The organism is Adonisia turfae CCMR0081, from assembly GCF_011009555.1.
GTDB classification, from domain to species: domain Bacteria; phylum Cyanobacteriota; class Cyanobacteriia; order Phormidesmidales; family Phormidesmidaceae; genus Leptothoe; species Leptothoe turfae.
The window spans coordinates 1,665,442-1,685,388 of record NZ_QXHD01000004.1 but is presented as its reverse complement, the minus strand read 5'-3'; the positions used below and the strand labels follow the sequence as shown (position 1 = coordinate 1,685,388).

General features: G+C 48.6%; 14 protein-coding genes. 5 read left to right on the top strand and 9 right to left on the bottom strand.

Going from position 1 to position 19,947, the window contains the following annotated elements; genetic code table 11:
• Positions 1–42: 42 nt before the first annotated feature.
• The 4 genes from DXZ20_RS11415 to psb34 all read right to left on the bottom strand — a co-directional run bounded on the left by DXZ20_RS11415 (position 43) and on the right by psb34 (position 7,008).
• Positions 43–2,013, bottom strand: a complete 1,971-nt coding sequence (locus DXZ20_RS11415) for a sugar phosphorylase (protein ID WP_163698275.1) — start codon at positions 2,011–2,013, stop codon at positions 43–45.
• Positions 2,014–2,852: 839 nt separating this feature from the next.
• Positions 2,853–4,367 carry a hydroxysqualene dehydroxylase gene (locus DXZ20_RS11410; protein ID WP_163667580.1) on the bottom strand — a complete coding sequence of 505 codons (1,515 nt, stop codon included), beginning with the start codon at positions 4,365–4,367 and terminating at the stop codon, positions 2,853–2,855.
• A gap of 141 nt (positions 4,368–4,508) precedes the next feature.
• The gene (locus DXZ20_RS11405; RefSeq protein WP_163698273.1) at positions 4,509–6,605 is read right to left on the bottom strand and encodes a hypothetical protein; all 2,097 of its coding nucleotides are present in this window, start codon (positions 6,603–6,605) and stop codon (positions 4,509–4,511) included.
• A gap of 232 nt (positions 6,606–6,837) precedes the next feature.
• Positions 6,838–7,008, bottom strand: coding sequence for a photosystem II assembly protein Psb34 (gene psb34 / locus DXZ20_RS11400; protein ID WP_163667573.1), 171 nt, complete (start codon positions 7,006–7,008; stop codon positions 6,838–6,840).
• Between the two features lie 218 nt (positions 7,009–7,226).
• Between psb34 and DXZ20_RS11395 the strand changes: the two genes are divergently transcribed.
• Entirely contained in the window at positions 7,227–8,498 is a 1,272-nt protein-coding gene (locus tag DXZ20_RS11395) for a GTPase family protein (RefSeq protein WP_163698270.1), read from the top strand.
• 40 nt (positions 8,499–8,538) lie between these two features.
• Here DXZ20_RS11395 and DXZ20_RS11390 read toward each other — a convergent pair whose 3' ends face one another.
• Positions 8,539–9,384 (bottom strand): CPBP family intramembrane glutamic endopeptidase, encoded by an 846-nt coding sequence (locus DXZ20_RS11390; RefSeq protein WP_163667567.1) that lies wholly within the window; start codon positions 9,382–9,384, stop codon positions 8,539–8,541.
• A 172-nt stretch (positions 9,385–9,556) separates the two neighbouring features.
• On the opposite strand from DXZ20_RS11390, the gene DXZ20_RS11385 reads away from it, so the two are divergent.
• Positions 9,557–10,444, top strand: coding sequence for an ATP adenylyltransferase family protein (locus tag DXZ20_RS11385; RefSeq protein ID WP_163667564.1), 888 nt, complete (start codon positions 9,557–9,559; stop codon positions 10,442–10,444).
• A 73-nt stretch (positions 10,445–10,517) separates the two neighbouring features.
• On the opposite strand, the gene DXZ20_RS11380 is transcribed toward DXZ20_RS11385, so the two are convergent.
• Complete coding sequence (locus DXZ20_RS11380; RefSeq protein ID WP_163667560.1) at positions 10,518–10,832, bottom strand: Mo-dependent nitrogenase C-terminal domain-containing protein; 315 nt, start codon at positions 10,830–10,832, stop codon at positions 10,518–10,520.
• 894 nt (positions 10,833–11,726) lie between these two features.
• Between DXZ20_RS11380 and groL the strand changes: the two genes are divergently transcribed.
• Entirely contained in the window at positions 11,727–13,406 is a 1,680-nt protein-coding gene (gene groL, locus DXZ20_RS11375) for a chaperonin GroEL (RefSeq protein WP_163667556.1), read from the top strand.
• Positions 13,407–13,548: 142 nt separating this feature from the next.
• Positions 13,549–14,046, top strand: coding sequence for a hypothetical protein (locus DXZ20_RS11370; RefSeq protein WP_163698269.1), 498 nt, complete (start codon positions 13,549–13,551; stop codon positions 14,044–14,046).
• Positions 14,047–14,249: 203 nt separating this feature from the next.
• Here DXZ20_RS11370 and DXZ20_RS11365 read toward each other — a convergent pair whose 3' ends face one another.
• The 3 genes from DXZ20_RS11365 to DXZ20_RS11355 form a co-directional block, all read right to left on the bottom strand.
• A complete protein-coding gene (locus tag DXZ20_RS11365; RefSeq protein WP_250565723.1) occupies positions 14,250–16,631 on the bottom strand; it encodes an alpha/beta hydrolase family protein in 2,382 nt (793 codons plus the stop codon).
• 335 nt (positions 16,632–16,966) lie between these two features.
• On the bottom strand, positions 16,967–18,382 hold the full coding sequence (locus DXZ20_RS11360) for a hypothetical protein (RefSeq protein ID WP_163698265.1): 1,416 nt from the start codon (positions 18,380–18,382) through the stop codon (positions 16,967–16,969).
• A gap of 137 nt (positions 18,383–18,519) precedes the next feature.
• Complete coding sequence (locus tag DXZ20_RS11355) at positions 18,520–18,744, bottom strand: hypothetical protein (RefSeq protein WP_163698263.1); 225 nt, start codon at positions 18,742–18,744, stop codon at positions 18,520–18,522.
• Positions 18,745–19,238: 494 nt separating this feature from the next.
• On the opposite strand from DXZ20_RS11355, the gene DXZ20_RS11350 reads away from it, so the two are divergent.
• The gene (locus tag DXZ20_RS11350; RefSeq protein ID WP_163698261.1) at positions 19,239–19,943 is read left to right on the top strand and encodes a hypothetical protein; all 705 of its coding nucleotides are present in this window, start codon (positions 19,239–19,241) and stop codon (positions 19,941–19,943) included.
• Positions 19,944–19,947 lie beyond the last annotated feature (4 nt).

Below are 19,947 nucleotides of genomic sequence, written 5' to 3'. Positions count from 1 at the left end.
ACGAATGCTGTCCCACGCTGAGTCAGCAGACAGCATTCCCTATCACTCGATCATTTGCTCTAGCTCAATCAGTGGAATTAGCCAGGCTACATCATAGGCAGCCAAGGTAACACTGAGGGTATCATCAACAATTCGCCAACCGCGACGCCCCATCAGGTCATACCAGTAATTATCCTGAGGAATTGCACAGAAAGGTTTGTTAGATCCATTATGAGACGTGTCTAACCTTTCTGATGACTGGTCTGATGACTGGGTATAGACGCCAGCCACCCCTAATCGCTCCAGTGGAATCGTAATCTGACAGCGCTGAGATGTCACATTAGTTAGCGTTAAAATATGTTGCTCACAGTCAGGCGAAATCCGTAGCAACGCAAAAACCGCCGGATCTACTTGAATTATTTTTTGGTCACCATTGGGATGAAAAGCCTTATTGCTGACCCGCACATCCAATAGTCGACTGAGTTGTGTGATCATCTGAGCAGGTCTAGAGTCAAGGTTTTTCAGTTCTTGCTTCAGGTCTGCGTAGTGAATTACGGCACGATTAATATCGCGTTTCACTTTTGTTTTTAGGACCGTCTCAATATTGTTACGGGTACCAACGAGACCATGCAAGTAAATTCCTGGAATGCCTCTAAGGACTAATGCAATACTGCGAGACGCGACCATACGTTTAATTTGTAGCTCTAGATCCTCATATTCACTATCCAAATTCAAGGCGCTAAACCAGGTGGAATTAATCTCATAGGGTTCTTCCACACCTCCTTCAGCCGTTCGATAGGAAATTAAGGCCCCGTGTTCTCTGGCACATCGAATGATAAAGCTAATCTGTTGCTCTGACAAAATATTTTTGACACCCAATAAACCAATCCCATCATGGGTATCAAGAATATTAAAAAATGTCATCGCATCCGACGGATACTCTAGAGTCTGTACCCATTTGGATAATTCTGTTGCGTCTTCTCGGTAAAAGGTGTATAACACCAGCGGTGGCAAAGCGAAGTTATACACCATCTGGGCTTCATCATACCCGTTACCGAAATAGGTAATATTCTCCTCATGGGGAATGTTAGTTTCAGTCGTTAAGGCAACTTGTGGTGCTGCAATGTCCAAGACATCCCTAAATAACCGAATCACCTCATGGGTTTGGGCCAGGTTAGCGCAGGGCGTTCCCGGTTCTTCCCATAAATAGGTCACTGCATCCAAACGGATAATATCGGCCCCCCGCCGAACATAGAGCAGTAATGTATCAATTACCTCCAGCAGCACTTTGGGATTCGTAAAGTTCAGATCAATTTGATCTGGTGAAAAGGTTGTCCAGACCCAGATGGGACCCTCAATGGACTGATATTGGGTCAAAATATCCGATGTGCGCGGTCGCACAATCATCTCTCGCTGTTCAGGTGTCAGCTCATCGGGTGAACGGTAAGCGGTGGCAAAGTTATGATAATCCGGATTGCCATTCAGCATTTCCTGAAAAGCTTTACTTTGAGAAGATGCATGGTTAAAAACACCATCAAACATCAACCGATAACGTTCTCCTAGGGACTCGATATCCTTCCAGGAGCCAAGGTTTGGGTCTACCTCTCTAAAATTAGTAATAGAAAAGCCACGGTCAGAGCTGTAGGGAAAGAATGGCAAAATATGCACAGTATTGAATACCCCGCGCAGACCAGGCGTGCATTCTAAAAAGTCAGCTAGTGTGACCAGGGGAGAGACTGATTCACTGATCAAAATATCGCCATAGGTAATCAGGGCAATATCTTGTTGTGTAAATCTATCGACAGGATTAAAGTGACCATTCTCTGTCTTCTTCCCAGGTGTTTTGTGGGCATCGTGCACCTTGATCAGTCGCTCTAGCTCAGGGAGAGCTCGAGTAGCATCTGTTTCACCATAGAGAAAGGTCAGTCGTCCTAATAATCGCTGTCGTTGCTCTGAAGAAATCTGTAACAGTGGGGATGTATAGTCTGGGGCAGCACTATAGGCTTTTCTCTTGAGAAAATCAGAGCTTGACATAAAATACAGACCTTAGAGGACGACTAGCCCAGATTCTCCAGTTATCAATAGGCTCATTTTCAGGTGTATCGAACTCTTACCAACAATGGCAAGCATTCCCAAAAATTAGCGCTGGATTCTTGATAAAAATTGAAATTTTGTATCAAACTACACCTTACAAAATTGAGCCCAGGAGACAGGTCTATGCTACCTTTTTGTGGAAATGCTTAAAATCTCCTAGGCCATGTATGGGCATTACAGAGGTATAAACTCTGCATATTCTTTGAGAAGGGGATATGGGCTATCAAGGAGTGTGGCAGCAAATCTGGTAATAACAACAGGTGCTCCACTTCCTGGGAAGAAATGGAGCACCTGAGAAGGAAACGCTTGTACTTTCTAGAATATGAGACTAAATATTGGTGCAGGTAATCACCTGACCAACGGCTGCTGAAATAGCTTCAATAAGACGTAAGTATCTAGACTGTGATTTTAGATACCCACTCCTGAACGAATGCGATCGCACTCTCCAACCAGCTACAACCCATAAAGTTGCAAATTTCAATTGTCGCAAGCAGCATAAGGGTGTTCATAATTATTTCTCCAAAACCTTAGCTACCCATACGCCAGCGGTTAGCTTCTCCCAGGGACACCCTCGTAAAGATCATATAAAGTTCTGAAAAGGCTACGGCATTCAAATTTTGAACGGCCTAGGGCATTGCTGATGGCCTCCGGTTAGGCAATAAAATGAGTAGGCCCCACCGGGTTCTTTGTGAGCCAGGTCAATGAACGCATCCATATGATTGCCAATGAAAGTTAGACACCGTTAGGCATATGCATAAAAACAACATGCAACTCGGCAACTAATAAGACCACCACTGTGGCACTACTTGATTCACCATTTGTCGCACCGTCTTATTAATCGCCCGTGCTGCCTGAATGTGGGGTTCATCGGGCACAATGGGGGTAATTTCTGCCGCTGTTCCGGTGCCCAGCATGCTAATTACCTGATTCGCTGCTTCTAAGCCAGTAACATAGGCCTTTTCCTGGGACCAGGAGCCGTGGCGCGTCACAATCCAATCACCACTCATAAACACATTGCTAAAGCTGGTTGTTCCCGGCAGCAGATAGCGATAGCTTCCCGGTGCAAAGTGGCTAACACCCTGGGAGATTCTCACAACGGCTTGGTCGACAACCTGGGCATCAGCAAACTCTGGAATACAGCCTGCCAAGTCTTTTTTCGTCAGGCTAACCACCTGTTCGTCACTTAAAGGCAACAACTGATTTGCATGGTAGTAGTCCACCTCAATCACACTACCGGGTTCATCCTTATACTCATCATGGAGAGCATTTAAGTCAAAGAAGGTCCATCCTGTGGCCTGATGAAAACCAAAGCAGGCATTGGATGGCAATGGTACGTCAATTTTGCGATCAAACCACAGTCGTGTCGCCAACACATCCACACCACCGAGGTTTTGCAAATCCCTAAATTCAGATCGATTGCGTAGAGCGTCACTGGCCGCAACAATCTTTTTCATTCCAGTAATGCCGACTGAGAAAATTACGGCATCTGCATCAAAGGTCTCATCCCCATCCATACCTGTGCAGACTACACCTGTCACGCGGTTATCCTTTACCTGCACATCACTAACTCGCTTATTGGCCAATACTTTGCCACCTAAAGACTCAATCCGTTCTACCCAGGGACGAAAGATCATCTCGCCTACGGTGCCTCGACACCAGCGCACATCAAAGTCAGGCTGGTGGGCCAAAATAAAGTAGTAGAGCATGCCCAATGCCGCCGCTGCCGAACATTGCTCACCCGGGGCAAACAGCCCCACCAGCAACATGGGTTCAAAGGATTCTTTATATAGACGTTCTGAAACACCATACTGCTTAAATAGCTCTCTAGCGGTCATGCCGTCGTAACGTTTCCAGGCATCGTCAGAGTTATCAAAATCCACCACTGCGTATAGCAACGGCAGTGCCGACAGCCGATCTGCCAGGGGTAGCCGCTTAAATTTGGTATGGACAAAGGTGCCCATGGGGCTGGGCAAATAAGGCATTGCCTGGAATAGGGGCGACTCCACCTCTAGACCCGCTGGGGAATATTGAGACGAGCGGGTATAGGGGGTAAACGGTTGAATACCCAGTTCATCCACCAAACCAAAAATATTGTTGTAGGGATACCAGAAACCGTGAATACCGGCTTCTACAGAACGTCCCCCCGGCGTTTTCCAACCAGCAACTAGGCCACCGGGCTGGGGGCCAGCCTCAAGTAGCGTAACGTCATAGCCTTGCTTGGCTAGATGATAGGTAGCTCCAAGGCCAGCCCAGCCAGCACCAACAACGATTACTTTTTTCTCGGCTGAATTCATAAATTGCTTACTCGCCTACCTTTGTACTGTAGACCAGAAGCTCATCCGGTGCAGCCTGTCGCGATGCTCATCCCTAGTAAAGGGATTCATCAGACATCACCAGGGGTATTAGCTAATAGCTTGATCAATCCTTTCCAGAAGTTAGGTATTATCCATTTCCATGGGATTGCCAGCGCTGACTAGACTGAGAAGTGGCCCCATCTGTTCCTGCCCATTGAGGGCTAGTTCACTGTGGCACAAATAAAGTCTTTCTGTTGTTCGTCCTAATAAATCTCTCAAAATTCTCTCTAACCTGGCCTCGTGCATGGTCTCTGTATCCGCAGCTGTGACTGGTCGTTCTGGCCAACTGCTTAAGAAAATCTCAGCCCCAAACAGTTCATCACGACCCGTCAGCCAGCGGGGAGAACCGGCATCTAGCCAAAACTGCCAACGGTGGGTAAGTCGCTGGGCTCGATACTGAAATACAGTGGCCAACGTTACCCCTTGCCGCTCTCCATCTAACGATCTGGCCGGATAGGGATTGGCTGATACTGTGCCTCGCTGCAGTAAACGGATAAAACGCCCCACATCACTGAGAGAATCGTCTCCTGGCATGCCGCCATAGAGAGCCAAGCGCTGCTCCACATCCCAAAAGTATTGAGCCGTTTCCATCAGTTCTCGCAGAGCTGAAAGCTGATCGATGGGTAGATAGTTACCACGCCATAAAAAGTCTTGCACTGCCCGGTCCAGCATGATTACTGGACTGGTGGGATACCGCTGCTGCTGTTGTTTCTTTTGTTCGCTGAGCCAGTCCAAAATACGATTATAGGACTCTGTAGCCTGGTGGCCCAGACGATCCCACCGGGGAAAATTCTCCACCGGCAGCAGGCGAGGATGCTCAATATCGGGGACAAAACAATGGTCGGCAATTAACTCCGACCGCACTGGATCAATGCGGGTCAGGTCGAACCAGGGCAAACTGGCCTCAGTTTCTGGGGTTTGGCTGAGCACCACTAGCATTTCAGCCACGGCATCACGATTAACCAGTCGTCCTAACCCTGGATAAACCAGAGATAGTAAGGCAAGCAAAGCCCGCACAAATGGAGAACTAATTAAAGGTCGCTGATCTTTAAGGGAGGCAACAACAATGCCTCGATCACTCAAAATCTCGATTAGACTGTAGCGAGCAATGGCGTCTAAACCAGGGCCAATCACCGCAATTTCTGCTGGCGTCACGACTTCACGGTGAATGGCATCGGCAATAAGATCCGCAGTCTGCCGCAGCATTTTGCCTCGGGTGGTGGCTGTGATTAATTGCACCTGCTCGGGCAATTCGGGGATGGCCAACGGGTCTTGCACCCACTGCACCACATCATCGGCCATGGTGTAGCCGAGGCTATCAGTATCGGGGTGGGGCAGCTGTATCTGCTCACAGTCTGTTGCCAATGTTAGAGTGGCCGCAGGGTCAGCCCCTACGCCTAACCGCACTTGACCGCTGGGGTTATAGGTAAATGCCTGGGAGCGACCGGCAGTTTTGAAGATTTGGAAGAGGGGAATTGCGATCGCACTATACTCATCGACATCATCGGCAGCTGTCCCAGCAAATCTCTCTAGCAGCTGCGACTGATACTGAGATAAAGGCAACAAGTATCGCCAATAAAGCTCCGTCATCAGTCCATAGGTAAGCAACCCTCGTTCCAAACACCAAATGCGCCACTGCAACAGCGCAGCCCCAATCGCTTCCCAGGTATTGGCTGGTACCAGGTTCGGCATCATTCCCTGTTGCAGTCGCAGGGTAATTTCTTCAGTTGGAATACCTGCCGAAGCTGCCAACTGCAATAAATCTAGAGCCCGTCGCACCGTTTGGGATTCTGGCCAGCCTTCCACTTGCAACTCTTCTGCCAAAAGTGGCTCCCATAGCTGCAACGCCAACAGCTGTTCATTTTCAGGACGCAGCTTGAGGGGAAACTGAGCTTTAAGAACCAGAGACTCTACTAGCAAAGGCCAGAAAAGAATGACTTCATTCTGAATAAAACCAGCGGGCGTAGTTGTGGTGTAAGGTACCTGATCTTGCACAGCAGATGCCAGCCGCTGAGCTAAAGCCATGCGGTTATCACCGTTGGCAGCAAACACTAACCAAGGACGTTCAGCCGTAGCCGTCTGCTGCAATAGCCAATTAATCAAATGCTGGGTTTTACCACTGCGCGTAGGCCCCGTAATCCACATCGATACCATAGCCGCCTCGTCATCCTGGACCATGACATCTGATAGTAGCTCTAATATTCGTGATTAGTTGTGAGTGATTAGTTGTGAGTAATAAAACCCTTATACAGCAAAGAATAGCAGTTCTTAAATTTTAGGCCTTTGGGCAGTTGTCCCCATCCTTAGAGCGTCTCAATAATAGAAAAGGCTCGAATAATGCGAGCCTTTTCTAAAGGTAATAAGCAGTTAGCCGCTACTCAGGCAAGCCAGTCAAAAATTCAAAGCTGTCTTAGGAAATTACGGTTGTCAAAGCAATCAAGCCAACCACCAGGGCAGCACCAGCAAGACCCAAAATAACGTAGTTACGCTTTTCACTGGCTGTCGGAGGCTGAGCCTCATACATCTTGGGCTCAGAAGCAAAATTGTTAAGGCGTCCACCTTCTTCAGTGGTGTATGGCATAGGTATAAACTCTTACGGCACCATCACCTGTTAGCTTAGCAAAAGTTAGTGTAGTTATTTATCAAATCCGACACATTACACAATAAATCGCAATAATTGCTTCCGCAGGCACTTTCATATCGAGTAGTGAAATCAGCACCTAATCGGGGTGAGGTTCCCTCCTAGAGAGCGTTGAACTGATCGATACAATACTATTGAAGGCTCCATGAGGAGATGCGATGGCAGCATCCGCCCAAAATCCCCAGCCCAAAATCCCGTCATCACAAACGCAGCGCTGGCTAACGACTTGGCATGCAATCAAGTCCGGTATATCTCTAGATCAGGTCACCCAACGAGTGCTGAAATGGTTCGCAGTCGATGATGACCAAGTTGCCAATATCCTGGAAAAAATCAGGGCGGAACTACCTACCACTGAAGCTTGGCTGATCGGCAAACCCCAATCGGGCAAAAGTTCAATCGTGCGTGGGTTAACCGGAGTCTCCGCAGATATTATTGGCCAGGGATTTCGGCCCCATACCCAACACACCCAGCGTTACGCTTATCCATCAGCAGATCTGCCACTGCTGTTATTTACAGATACGGTTGGGCTAGGAGATGTGGACCGCGATGTAGACAGCATCCTACAAGAACTCCAAAATGACCTTGCTCAGCAGGCGCGCGGGGCGAGGATATTGCTGGTGACAGTTAAGGTCAATGACTTTGCAGTGGAGAGTCTGCACCAGATTTTGCGTGGTGTTAGAGCCCAGCATCCAACAATTCCAGTGGTTTTAGTTGTCACCTGTCTGCACGAGCTTTATCCTACCGGGGCTGAGCATTCGCCCTACCCACCTACACAAACATCAATTCAACGGGCCTTTGGTGAACTCAAACGCAGTTTTGACGGTCTCTTTGACAGTGCCATTATGGTTGACTTCACCCTTGAAGAAGACGGCTACACTCCTGTTTTTTATGGGCTGGATGCGCTACTCACTGTCCTATCTGACCAGCTGCCCGAAGCAGAGTCCAATGCTATCCATCAACTGCTAGATCAGGCTGATGACGCCACCACCCAACTAGGGGCGATCTATCGAGATGTGGCTCGACGTTACATTTCAGCTTTTTCCGTGATTGCGGCCACATTAGCTGCGGTGCCGCTACCCTTCGCCACGATGCCAGCGATTACGGCGCTGCAAGTTTCCATGATTGTTGCCCTGGGGCAACTTTATGGTCAACGCCTCAGCTTTTCCCAAGCAGGCGGTGTTGCTAGTACCATCGCTGGAGGTTTCTTGGCCCAAGCCATCGGGCGAGAATTGATTAAATTGATCCCCGGTTTCGGCAGCGTTGTTGCGGCTTCATGGGCAGCAGCTTATACCTGGGCGTTGGGTGAAGGTGCATGCATCTACTTTGGCGATCTGATGGGTGGGAAAAAGCCTGACCCTGAACGCATTCAAGCCGCCATGAAAGATGCCTTTAAATCGGCAAAGGAGAGATTTCGTAAAAACCCCATGTAGGGGCGTTGCATGGAACGCTCCTAAACAACGGATTCGTTTATTATCCAAAATAGGGTGGTTGCGTATTTTTATGGGGCCAACTATTAGAAATGAAGTGCCATAACGTAGGCGCAGCCAAACACAGGCCGATAAGGCCCACCCACCAAGTCTGCTGAAAATCACCAATATCAAATGTTTGGGGACCAGGTGATAGCAATTCCGGTGCAACCGAGACAACATTGTTGAGCGCATGGGCAATAATCGGCACCCACAAACTGCGGGTGCGAATATACAACAGCGCCATAATCACACCAAACATGGTGAGCCCCAAGGGGTTGTTGATGTGTAACATGCCAAACAGTAAAGATGACATGATAATCCCCACAGGCAAATTCCATCGCACAGCCCAGCGTTGTAATAACACACCCCGAAATACAAATTCTTCAGCGATGGGGGCAAAAACCAGAACAACAAACAGCATCAAGTAGCGATATAGACCAGGAGCCACTGTTTCAACATTTAGCAGCTGTTCCGTCAGTCGTTCTTCCACAAACCCAGGAGCAAATAGTGAGACGGGGTAAAACAGCAATAAAAAGCTACTGAAAGAGAAAATCAGCATACTGGAAATTAACAATATGCCATAGGCCCACGGGAAACGCGGCGGCGGCCCAAATAAACGAGTTAGCTGCAAACCAGCTCGCTGCCCGGTGGTGATAAGAACGACACACACCAATCCAAAAATAATTATGAACTGGACAGGTATCCACAGTTTGTCATTTAGGGGCCAGGGCAGCAGCCGTTGATAATCAAGGATGCCATAGATAATTTCTACCAGCAGGTTGCTCACAATAAAAGCAACTAACACATGGGTACGGAATTTGAGTACTTCGAAGGGGTTCCTACCCATGCGAACACCTTAATAATTAGAGTGCATTTAATTTCAAAACAGATGACCCACTCGGGCATTACGGATCTATGCCGTGCATCAGAAACGATATGACGCGTCGGGATGTAACAACATATTTGTACCAGAGCTATGTTAAAACTGCATAGCAGTAGCGGTTTATCAGGATAGATATATGTGCGATCGCACAGACTCACACCCTCGCAAACCCTGGCAGTCCCATACCCTATGGTCCAAACTCCAAGCCCAAACCGAGCATGGCTTAACTACTGAAGCCCTAAAACCCATCGACACCGAGTATGAACTTGTTACCGATGGGTGTGTGGAGTTTATTATAAGAATTTTAACCAACCTAAACCGCAAAGCTCAGGCCCGTAAGGTTCAGGCCAAGAAAAAGACCAATCCGTTTTTACCCTACGACCCCAACCTTTATGTCACAGACATCTCCGACACCCATGTCTGTCTGCTAAACAAGTTTAATGTCGTTGACCATCATTTTCTGATCGTCACCCGTAGCTTTGAGTCTCAGCTCGACTGGCTTAACCTGGCTGATTTTGAAGCCCTTTGCCGCTGTATAGAAGAAGTCGCTGGCTTATTTTTCTACAATGGTGGATCCGCTGCTGGAGCCAGTCAACCCCATAAACACCTTCAGCTTATCCCCCAACAGTCCATGGATTTGCCCATTGAAGCAGCCATCCGCGTCACCAATTTTATTGATGGCATCGGTCAGTCGCCTCAGCTGCCCTATGCCCACCGCATCGTTCAACTCAGTCCTGATGACGGACCGCAGCAATGGCTTCAGCATTATCGACGACTATTACATAGCCTGGCACTAGATGATCCCACCGGACAATGGCAAGGGTCCCAGCGAGATGCCTATAACCTACTGGGCACACGCAACTGGTTAATGGCCGTGCCACGACGTCAGGATGACTATCTGGGCATCTCGGTCAACTCCCTCGGTTTTGCCGGTTCGTTATTGGTCAAAAACCAAGAGCAAATGGACAAACTTAAAGAAATCGGACCGATGACCTTATTAAAGGAAGTCGGCAAGGCAATTTAACTATGTAGGGACGCTCCATGGAACGTCCCTACCATAATGGGAATGTCCCTACACGAGTGGATACAACCCACATCTAAATTAGAGCGGAAATATCTTCGCCGCATTCATCGGCCAAGAAACATAGGGCCCGGAAGCGTAAACCCACTACCTCGTCATATAAAGGGTTAAGCTTACACATCGGAGGGATGTGAGCGATTGTGCGGCCAAACAGGACAATATCACGTTCAAATGGACATTGAGCAGGAACGACGCGAGCAATCCAACGTGCTTGCTCAGGGTCTTTAACATTTAAAGAATCGATCCAGAATCGAAGAGGCTGCAGCGGCTTGAACTGGAACTTGATGCCATGGAGAACGTGGTTCTTCAGAAATGCAGTGGCAGAAGACATGAGTTAGAAAGAAAGACTTAATTTTTCAGGAGAACAGATTGTTAGAAGCGCTGACTGTTTAGATAGAAGATTTATAAGGAGTTTAGTTATTAGAAACGCTAACTGTTCAGACAATGGAGTTATAAGGACTTGAGGAGTTGTGTGTTAATTCCCTCTAAGGTAAGCAATTAACGTTGTGCCTAGGTAAAGCGAATAATAACCCTGACGAAAGTTTTCTAAAGGTCTAATAAAGAACGGAAACTATAAAAACAATGTAATTTGAACTGGATTTCAGCCCAAAATAAATGCTAGAAGATGGATCCCAATTTGTGTGTTACGAACGAGACATTTTCTAGAATCTGATGCAAGATACGCATCTGACCTTTACCTTTCCGGATACTCGTAGCCCCTCAGAAAAACTTTGCAAATTTAGTCAAGGCCGTTGGTAGAAAACTAGGGAACGGAATAACACTAAAGTCATCTTGCCCAGATTCCCAAAGTTATTACCTACGAGATTGACGTAACAATAATTACCTCTCTCGGTAAATATATTAGTCAGTATTCAGCGGCATTAGGAAGTTCCCATCAGATTACCGTTGGGTAAAGCACTTAATACATTGGGCAAGAAATTTGTCAAACCTGATACTCTACGCTGACCATCTTCTAGAGAATTGAATAAACTCAACAAAAGTTGATACGCCAGGTATGGCCACACTGCACAGCTACAGGGAGCATCTGAATTGCGGCATCTGAATTGCGGCATCTGATGGATACTGCGCAGGCAGACCAAGCATGGGGCGGTTCTAAGGATCGGTTATCGCGAATTAAGCAACACCATGTCGTGATATACGCTTAGTTAGCACTCTGACTCAGAGAGTGCTAAGGTCTTTCATTGCAGAGCTAAACGAGCTGACTATGGCGAAACTGGTAGTATTTGATGAAAAGTCCCGCCAGGCTTTAGAACAAGGCGTTAACGCCCTGGCCGATGCGGTCAAAATTACCCTTGGTCCTAAGGGTCGTAACGTTGTTCTTGAAAAGAAATTCGGCGCACCTCAGATTGTCAATGACGGCATCACCATTGCTAAGGAAATTGAGCTGTCTGATCCCTATGAAAACACCGGGGCACGGTTAATCCAAGAAGTAGCTTCTAAAACTAAGGACTTAGCTGGTGACGGTACCACCACAGCCACTGTGTTGGCTCAGGCAATTATCCGTGAAGGCCTCAAGAACGTAGCGGCTGGTGCGAACCCCGTGAGCCTACGTCGCGGTATTGAAAAAGCCGTTGCCAAATTGGTTGATGAGATTGCAGCGGTCGCTAAGCCTGTAGAAGGTAAGGAGATCGCCCAGGTAGCTACGGTATCCGCTGGTAGTGATGAAGCCATTGGCAGCATGATTGCCGAGGCTATGAATAAAGTTACTAAGGACGGTGTGATTACCGTTGAAGAATCTAAGTCCCTCAATACCGAACTCGATGTGGTTGAAGGGATGCAGATTGACCGGGGTTATATTTCCCCTTACTTCGTCACCGATCAAGAGCGAATGATCGCTGATCTTGAAGGTGCACTGGTGCTGATCACCGATAAGAAGATCAGTTCTATGCAGGACCTGGTAGGCGTCCTAGAAAACATCGCCCGTGCTGGCAAGCCCCTCGTCATCGTTGCTGAAGATGTAGACGGCGAAGCGCTGGCAACATTGGTTGTCAACAAGGCTCGTGGCGTCTTGAATGTCGCTGCGGTTAAGGCTCCTGGTTTTGGCGATCGCCGTAAGGCTATGCTGCAGGATATTGCTGTACTGACAGGTGGTCAGGTCATTTCTGAAGACATTGGTCTCAGCCTGGAAATGGCGACGGTCGAAATGCTAGGTACTGCCGATAAGATCACCATTACCAAGGACACCACTACTATTGTGTCTGAGAGTGGCAATAAGGCAGATATCGACGAGCGCATCGGTCAGATTCGTAGAGAGTTGAACGAAACTGACTCTGATTATGACAAGGAAAAGCTATCTGAGCGTTTGGCTAAGCTAGCGGGTGGTGTGGCCGTAATCAAGGTTGGTGCTGCCACTGAAACTGAACTGAAAGACCGCAAGCTACGCATTGAAGATGCCCTAAGCGCAACTAAAGCAGCTGTGGACGAGGGTATCGTTCCTGGTGGTGGTATTACGCTATTGCACCTGGCGCAAAAGCTTGACGACCTTAAAGCTAGCCTCAGCCCTGAAGAGCAGACTGGTGTCGACATCGTTATGCGGGCTGTAGAAGCTCCTCTGCGTCAGATTGCTGACAATGCTGGTGATGAAGGTAGCGTAGTTGTCGAGAAGGCACGTTCACTTCCTTTTAATGAAGGTTACAACGCCCTAACCGGTGCCTACGAAGACCTGATGGCTAGCGGTATTGTTGATCCCGCTAAGGTTGTACGTTCTGCGTTGCAGGATGCTGCGTCTATCGCTGGCATGGTCTTAACGACCGAAGCACTTGTGGTTGAGAAGCCTGAACCTGAAGCTGCTGCACCTGGTGGTGACATGGGCGGCATGGGCGGCATGGGCGGCATGGGTGGCATGGGCGGCATGGGCGGCATGGGCATGCCCGGCATGATGTAACATCCATCCTGTCTTTTTAAGGCCATATTTTGTAGGGGCGTTCCATGGAACGCCCCTACGTTTTTTATGATTGATTGGCGCAGGGATATTAATCGGCTATATTCTAAATAGTACATATTTACTTAGCGATTGGAAAAAGCCAGTGACTCAAGTGTCTGACCCAGCCAAGCTCCATGAGGTGGAACTCAGCCAGCGGATTTTAGAGATGGCAAGGGCAGGTGTGTATCGCGAGTCGCTGTTTGATACGTTTAATGGGGTGGCGAGCAAGCGTCAGGTGCGGGCTGCGATCGCAACCGCCAAACAGTTCGGCCTCCGTTCCAACCCAGCGCTCCGGGATACTGACCTGGGTACTTACTACCACATTGATTCCAAGCAATACGACAGCTTTCAAACGCTACTAGAATCAGCAATTTCGCCTGTATCCACCGATGATGTGGCCACTCGTCTGCGCAAACTAACGGAAGCTGTGCAGATTTTGGTGCGGGTATCGGGTGGCGTTGCGATCGCTCTTCTAATTAGCGGTAGTCTCTGTGTGCTGAATGGCAAGCTGACGCTAGCCGCAACTATCTGGAGCGCATCTCTGGCCGTAAGCCTGGTTTGGATGCTGCAAAAATTATTGGTTGGGTCATTGTTGGATTAAGGTTTTGCCCTCGGTATACCAATAAAAAATTAGATACCCCGCAGGGGCAATCCCTTGTGGTTGCCCCAATTCCTACGGACAACATATTTCTTTCGGGTGGTACAAAATTCTGGCAAATAGCGAGCAATATCGCGGGGTAAGCACGAGGCATTACCCCTACGGTGTTTCCATATATTGGAGATGTCAGGTGACCAACAAGGGGGTTAGGGTTCACCACCTTTTACATGGTCATCTAACCAAGACACCATTTCCCACAACACGTGGCCAACGGCTTCGCGCGAGCGATATACATGGCCCTCTGCCGGTAATGACACATAGCGCACCGTACCACCGAGGCCTTTCATCGCCTCGTAGAGACGCTCAGACTGAATCGGATAGGTACCTGGGTTGTTATCCTCAGCACCGTGGATCAACAACAGTGGCTCATTAATTTTTTCAGCGGCAATAAACGGAGACATGGTTAGGTACGTCTCAGGTGTTTCCCAGAAATTACGCTGTTCTCCTTGGAAACCAAAGGGTGTGAGCGTCCGGTTATAGGCCCCACTGCGAGCAATGCCTGCCTGAAAGAGATCGCTATGGGCGAGCAAATTAGCGGCGGTAAATGCACCATAGGAGTGGCCGCCGATGGCTAAGCGCTGACCATCGCTAACACCTCGTTCTACCAGCAAGTTAACTGCGGCCTCAGCACTCGATACCAGCTGCTCAATGTAGGTATCATTCGGTTGCTTATCCCCTTCACCCACAATCGGCATGGTTGGTCCGTTGAGGACAGCATAACCCTGCGTTAACAAAAACAAAACCGAATCTCGTCCTGGACGAGTGAACGTATACTCTGAGCGAGTATTCTGGCTAGCAACTGCACGATCTTTAAACTCTCGCGGATAAACCCAAAGCACCGTAGGTAAAGGGCCATCGGTCGCTGGATTATAGCCCGGTGGCAGGTATAGAGTGGCTGTCAGCGTGACTCCATCCGCACGGGGATAGCGCACAATTTCTTTTTGTACATCAGCATACCAAGCCAGGGGATCAACAAATTCCGTTAGAGGCTTCTCTTCTCCACTGGACAGCATCAGCTGATGATAGTTGCCTGGGCTAGTCTGAGATTCTCTTCGAACAATAATATTTTCAGCATTAGCATCTAGCAAACGCGTTATCCGACTAAAGACGTCTCCTTCAGCCTGCCAAAGACGCTCTGTTTCTAAGCTAGTCAGATCCAGACGATCTAAAAAGGGAAACACTCCATCGGGTGAAGCACCACCGCCGTTAAGGTACATACTCTTGCCATCCTCACTGAGCATCAGCACTGAACGGCCATAGGGCCCTGGCATCAGAACTGGACTACCTGGATTGGCATAGGCATTCTGAAAGTCTCTTTCATCTAGCAAGACTGGCTCCGAGGCAGTTTGCCCAAGATTAATGGACCAGGCTTTTAATTGACGGCTGTCGTACCAGGCTTCTGTCACAACAGCAAAATCTTCTGTGCTCCAGGTAACCCCACGAAATCGCAGGGTGGAACGCCATAGTTCTGTTGGCTCCCCGTCAAAAGGTGCAGCCAGAGTATACAGCCCATCCCGATGCTCCGCCTCATTGCTGGCATCACCACCGTCTAGGGCCTCTGTCCAGAATAGGGTGGCAGGCTGATCGGTCCGCCAGCCGATGCCCCGTTTACCCTGCCGCACTGAGTCAAAGGCAATGGGAATATCGTCGGCCAGGGGTAAATCCGCTAACTCATGTACCACCTCCCCCTGGCGGTTAAGCACCTCGTAACGCACCGGAAAACGAGATAGGGGAACCTGATAGGAAAAGGGACGATGCACGGTGGACCGTAACAGCCACTGACCATCGGGAGAAACCGTTACATTGCGGAGCAGGCTGGGATCATCCAGCAGGGTAATCTCTCCATCCAGGCTAATGTGGGCGATCTGAGAGGAGAAATAATATTCAAGCAAAGCTTCATCGTGGGGGCTCTGCAACAAATTAGTATAGGTGCGAGTCGCGGCCACCCGTCCCTGGCTGCTTTCAATCACAGGTCCAACAGGCACCTTAGGCTCAGTGGGGGGGACACCTAGCCCCTGGGGTCGCACTTTACAAATCAGCCCCTCATCCCCCGGCAGCCAACGACAAGGGCTGTTATACACACCATTGAGAAGCGGACCGCTCAGGGGTCTTGCCTTAGCTTCCGCCACATCTAAGACCCATAGCTCAATGCCATCAGCCTGGGTCAGCGTAAATGCCAAATAGCGATTATCGTAGGACCAGCGCAGGTTGCGGATCCGTGCATCCGGTGGTAAGTGGATGGGAGTACTCTCTAAGGTCCCTAGACGACGAACCGTCAGTCCTTTATAGGAACCTTCTTGGGCAGGTCCCCAGGTGTTAGGGTTGATTTTTGTACCTGCGATCGCAAGCCAGGGTTCTGATAATTCTGAAATTGGCAGCAGCGCCCGTCGTTCTAGTTCTACCAGCCACTGGTTATCTCGTGAAATCGACACTGCCGGTAGCGGGGCCACATCCAACATCGACGTAATCGGTTCAGGTGGATTTTGCCAGGTGGACATGGGCTGATCGGTCTGGGCTGAGACAGGCATAGCAATTAAAGGAATAACAACAAGCGGGAACAAGTGTCGAAACATAGCGTATTTTGGGCTAGAACCTAGAGTCTAGATGCTTCCCGCAGCCTTGTGTTGTGCTGTCATGAAATCTAAAAAACTCAACATACGGGAGTTAAAGGGAATGGGAAGTAGGGGCAATCCCTTGTGGTTGCCCTGAAACGACAAGGCAGAACAGAATCAATTCCTTGTGGTTGCCCTGGGGCAGCATTACATACCAGGAGCAATTCCTGATATTCACCCTCGGCAACAAAAAATAAGGAGGCAGTAGAAAAATAAAGGACTGGTTAACAAAGGTATTAGGTTCTAGATAGTTAATCCTGCTGCCCCAAAAGGAATTCCTCCACATTTAGTCTGTCAGCTTCTGGAATGTTCACAACGACAAGATATCCAGCGAAATCCTCGCCATCAATATCCGTCAAGGCGGCCAAAATTTTGGGCATATCAGCCCGTTGTAGCCGCCCCTGATGATCGTAGATTTCAATGGCAGACAGACAACCAATGGTAGGATTCCAGCCTGCGCTGGCAGGGTACTGACGGCTATTGGCAAAAAAGCCTGGATCTTCACCGGTACCGTGGATGCGGAAATAGTTACGTCCTGCTTTGCCGGCCCAGTAGGTTTGCTGAATGGGTAAATAATTACGCCAGGTTGGGGGCAGCAACACCTGGTAGGCAGCCAGTCCACCGCTCCAGGATGCCTGGCCTGCCTTAGTTTGGGATGGTAAAAAGGCTTGTACACCGGGCTCGTGGGGCACAAACAGCTGCACCAGGGCAAATTGACCGTAGGGTCGAAAGTAGTCGGTATCGGGCTGGGGAATGGTGCCTTTGATGCGATAAACTCCTTGAGGTGTTTCGCCTCGGGTGAAGTTCCAGGAGAGACCGGTGTGGAGCGATCGCAACCCCAACGGCACAGACCATAGCTGTCCGTCTGCTTCGCGTACAAATTTGCCCTGGCGATCTTTGAGTACGGCCTGGCACAGCTGGCCTCGGTCAGAAGAGCAGAGCACGTAGAGATGCAACTGTTCAGGAGCAATGGTCCAATCTAATAGCTCATCCAGGGGCGGCATGGCAATCGGGTGATCGATGGCAGCCACATCATGCAGAGTAGTCCTGAGGTATAGGTCTTGGTGCCAGTTGGGGAAGCGTTGGCGGATGCGATCGCTGAGGACATATCGCTGTTGAGGCGTCGTTTCACCTTGAGCCAGGGCAGATAAGGCCATGGCTGACCATTTGGTATTGTGCACCTGGTCAACGGCATCCGCCATGGCCTGCCGAATTTTAGGATGGGCATTTGGAGCGCTTAAATACAGCTGGGTACCGATTTGAAACGCCATTTCTATGGTTTGGCGTTGATTGGCCGATAGCTGAAATGCGTTGGCTTGCCCCATCAGGTATGCAATAGCCTCATCAATGTATGCAGCCCGTGGTTCTAAAATGCCCGTAGACCAGAGGAGGTTTTGCCAGTGGGTCTGGTGCTCTTCGGTAAAGGGATAGAGGACCAGACTGTAGTTGTGGGGTTGGATGTGCGATCGCTGCTCTTCAACATAGGTTTCTCGGGCGATTGCTGTTGCCACCGGCAGTTGGGTAATGGGCTGGGTGCCATTGCGGGTTAAGTCCTCAACCGCTATGGCGTCTGCCTTGGCGGAAAGTGAGGGACACAAACCAAGACAACAGACCTGAAGAACGACAAGACCGCTGACTCGATTGAGTTGGCTCGGCAGATTGAACATAAGGCTGTATGGGCCAACATTATATTTGGATCATGTTTTAAAGATAAAACATATCCCATACAGCAGCTTACGAGCCCAGACGTTATTGATACCCGTGCTAGTCATATTGTGGGAAAGCAACAATTGAAGGTTAGCCTTTATCCCATAATGCCGTACTCCCAAACCCAATCGGGGACTAGGTCTTCTTTTTTCATTGTCTCTTGCTTTTTCATCATCTCATGGTGGTTATGGGTATCCCAGGTGAAACCTGATGAGGGAATCTTCGGCATCTCATAGGGACTGCCTTTTTCTTCTATGGTTCTAGTCGAAACAGACTGAACATTGTAAGACTGACTGCCAGGAATGGAGGGTTCAGGTGCCATGGTGATTGCCTTGGGTTGCTTGAGGCTTGTATTTAAATATGGATACATGCCTGTAGCAGTAATTTCCAAGGAGGAAAAGCTGGTATTTTAATTTTTTCTGATTTTGGAAACCCATTGTTGGGTTGATGGTTGTTGGATTAGGTTGGGAAATACACAACGGTTGGTTTTATTGGGTTCCATAGATTCAACCCAACCAAGCATTGCCATGGGAAAATGTGGATGCATCCCGAAAAATGGAGATAATGTAGAATTAGTCTAGGTTAGACTGTCTGATTTTAATTGATGGACTCATGAGGCTAAAACCATTGATTAGTAAGGTCTGCATAGCCATTTCAACTCCACCATGGAGATTAGTCATGTCAGTGGATAACATTTGTCATAGAAATTTACCTAGCAGTCTCAATATACCTATCTAAGCTCTGTTCATTAGACGTTCTAAACAAAGCCGTTGTTTATCAATGATTGTCATCTAAGAATTCCAAGAGGTATTTAGTGTGATCCAAAATTGTCAAATCGATCAAACCCGCCTTGAACCCATGATGGACTGCATGGAAATCATGGATATCAGTGAGTTAGCTGATTCTGTTCCAGAAGATGAGTGGGACTGGAATATCATCTCAAAAAGAGCGGTTGTTTATTCTTGTGGGATCATTTGTCGAGATGGAGATGTTGTAGAACACAACCACCATCCGACCGAGTTTGACCTATGTCAGCGCCTATCCCAGGAAACCGCTGACATTATGGATGGCATATATATCAAGATGGCAGATGAAGGCGATCATGACTTCTCACCATTCTATATTGTTGCGAATAGTGGCTCTAGTATTCCAGAAGAGATTACAGAAGACTTAATACGTTCAGCCTTTGGTGGCACCATTCACTATACTGCCAGAATCACGGTTGAGCCATTAGACGGAATCGTCAGTCGGGTAGAAGACAATGCAGACCTGGACTATGGCGAAGATGATGGGGATAAAGTGTACAGGCAAAGTGAAGAACGTTATGTCAAAGCTTGGCAAGCTCTAGCGAAATGGTTTAATGAAACACCAGAGTTACAGGCTCCTGTGTTTGTGAGTGTGGACGAAAGAGGTGACGATGATGATGAGTCTATGGTGGGCTCTGTGTTTCCTAGGTTAGTGCTGGCACTGACTAAAAATGGTAGTCTAGTTGGTCTTTTTAGCTGCGTGGTTCATACTTGAACAA

Excerpts from the sequence above, each read along its gene's own strand:
- DXZ20_RS11415 (WP_163698275.1), bottom strand. The coding sequence starts at position 2,013 with ATGTCAAGCTCTGATTTTCTCAAGAGAAAAGCCTATAGTGCTGCCCCA.
- DXZ20_RS11410 (WP_163667580.1), bottom strand. The coding sequence starts at position 4,367 with ATGAATTCAGCCGAGAAAAAAGTAATCGTTGTTGGTGCTGGCTGGGCT.
- DXZ20_RS11405 (WP_163698273.1), bottom strand. The coding sequence starts at position 6,605 with ATGGTCCAGGATGACGAGGCGGCTATGGTATCGATGTGGATTACGGGG.
- psb34 (WP_163667573.1), bottom strand. The coding sequence starts at position 7,008 with ATGCCATACACCACTGAAGAAGGTGGACGCCTTAACAATTTTGCTTCT.
- DXZ20_RS11395 (WP_163698270.1), top strand. The coding sequence starts at position 7,227 with ATGGCAGCATCCGCCCAAAATCCCCAGCCCAAAATCCCGTCATCACAA.
- DXZ20_RS11390 (WP_163667567.1), bottom strand. The coding sequence starts at position 9,384 with ATGGGTAGGAACCCCTTCGAAGTACTCAAATTCCGTACCCATGTGTTA.
- DXZ20_RS11385 (WP_163667564.1), top strand. The coding sequence starts at position 9,557 with ATGTGCGATCGCACAGACTCACACCCTCGCAAACCCTGGCAGTCCCAT.
- DXZ20_RS11380 (WP_163667560.1), bottom strand. The coding sequence starts at position 10,832 with ATGTCTTCTGCCACTGCATTTCTGAAGAACCACGTTCTCCATGGCATC.
- groL (WP_163667556.1), top strand. The coding sequence starts at position 11,727 with ATGGCGAAACTGGTAGTATTTGATGAAAAGTCCCGCCAGGCTTTAGAA.
- DXZ20_RS11365 (WP_250565723.1), bottom strand. The coding sequence starts at position 16,631 with ATGCCTGTCTCAGCCCAGACCGATCAGCCCATGTCCACCTGGCAAAAT.
- DXZ20_RS11360 (WP_163698265.1), bottom strand. The coding sequence starts at position 18,382 with ATGTTCAATCTGCCGAGCCAACTCAATCGAGTCAGCGGTCTTGTCGTT.
- DXZ20_RS11355 (WP_163698263.1), bottom strand. The coding sequence starts at position 18,744 with ATGGCACCTGAACCCTCCATTCCTGGCAGTCAGTCTTACAATGTTCAG.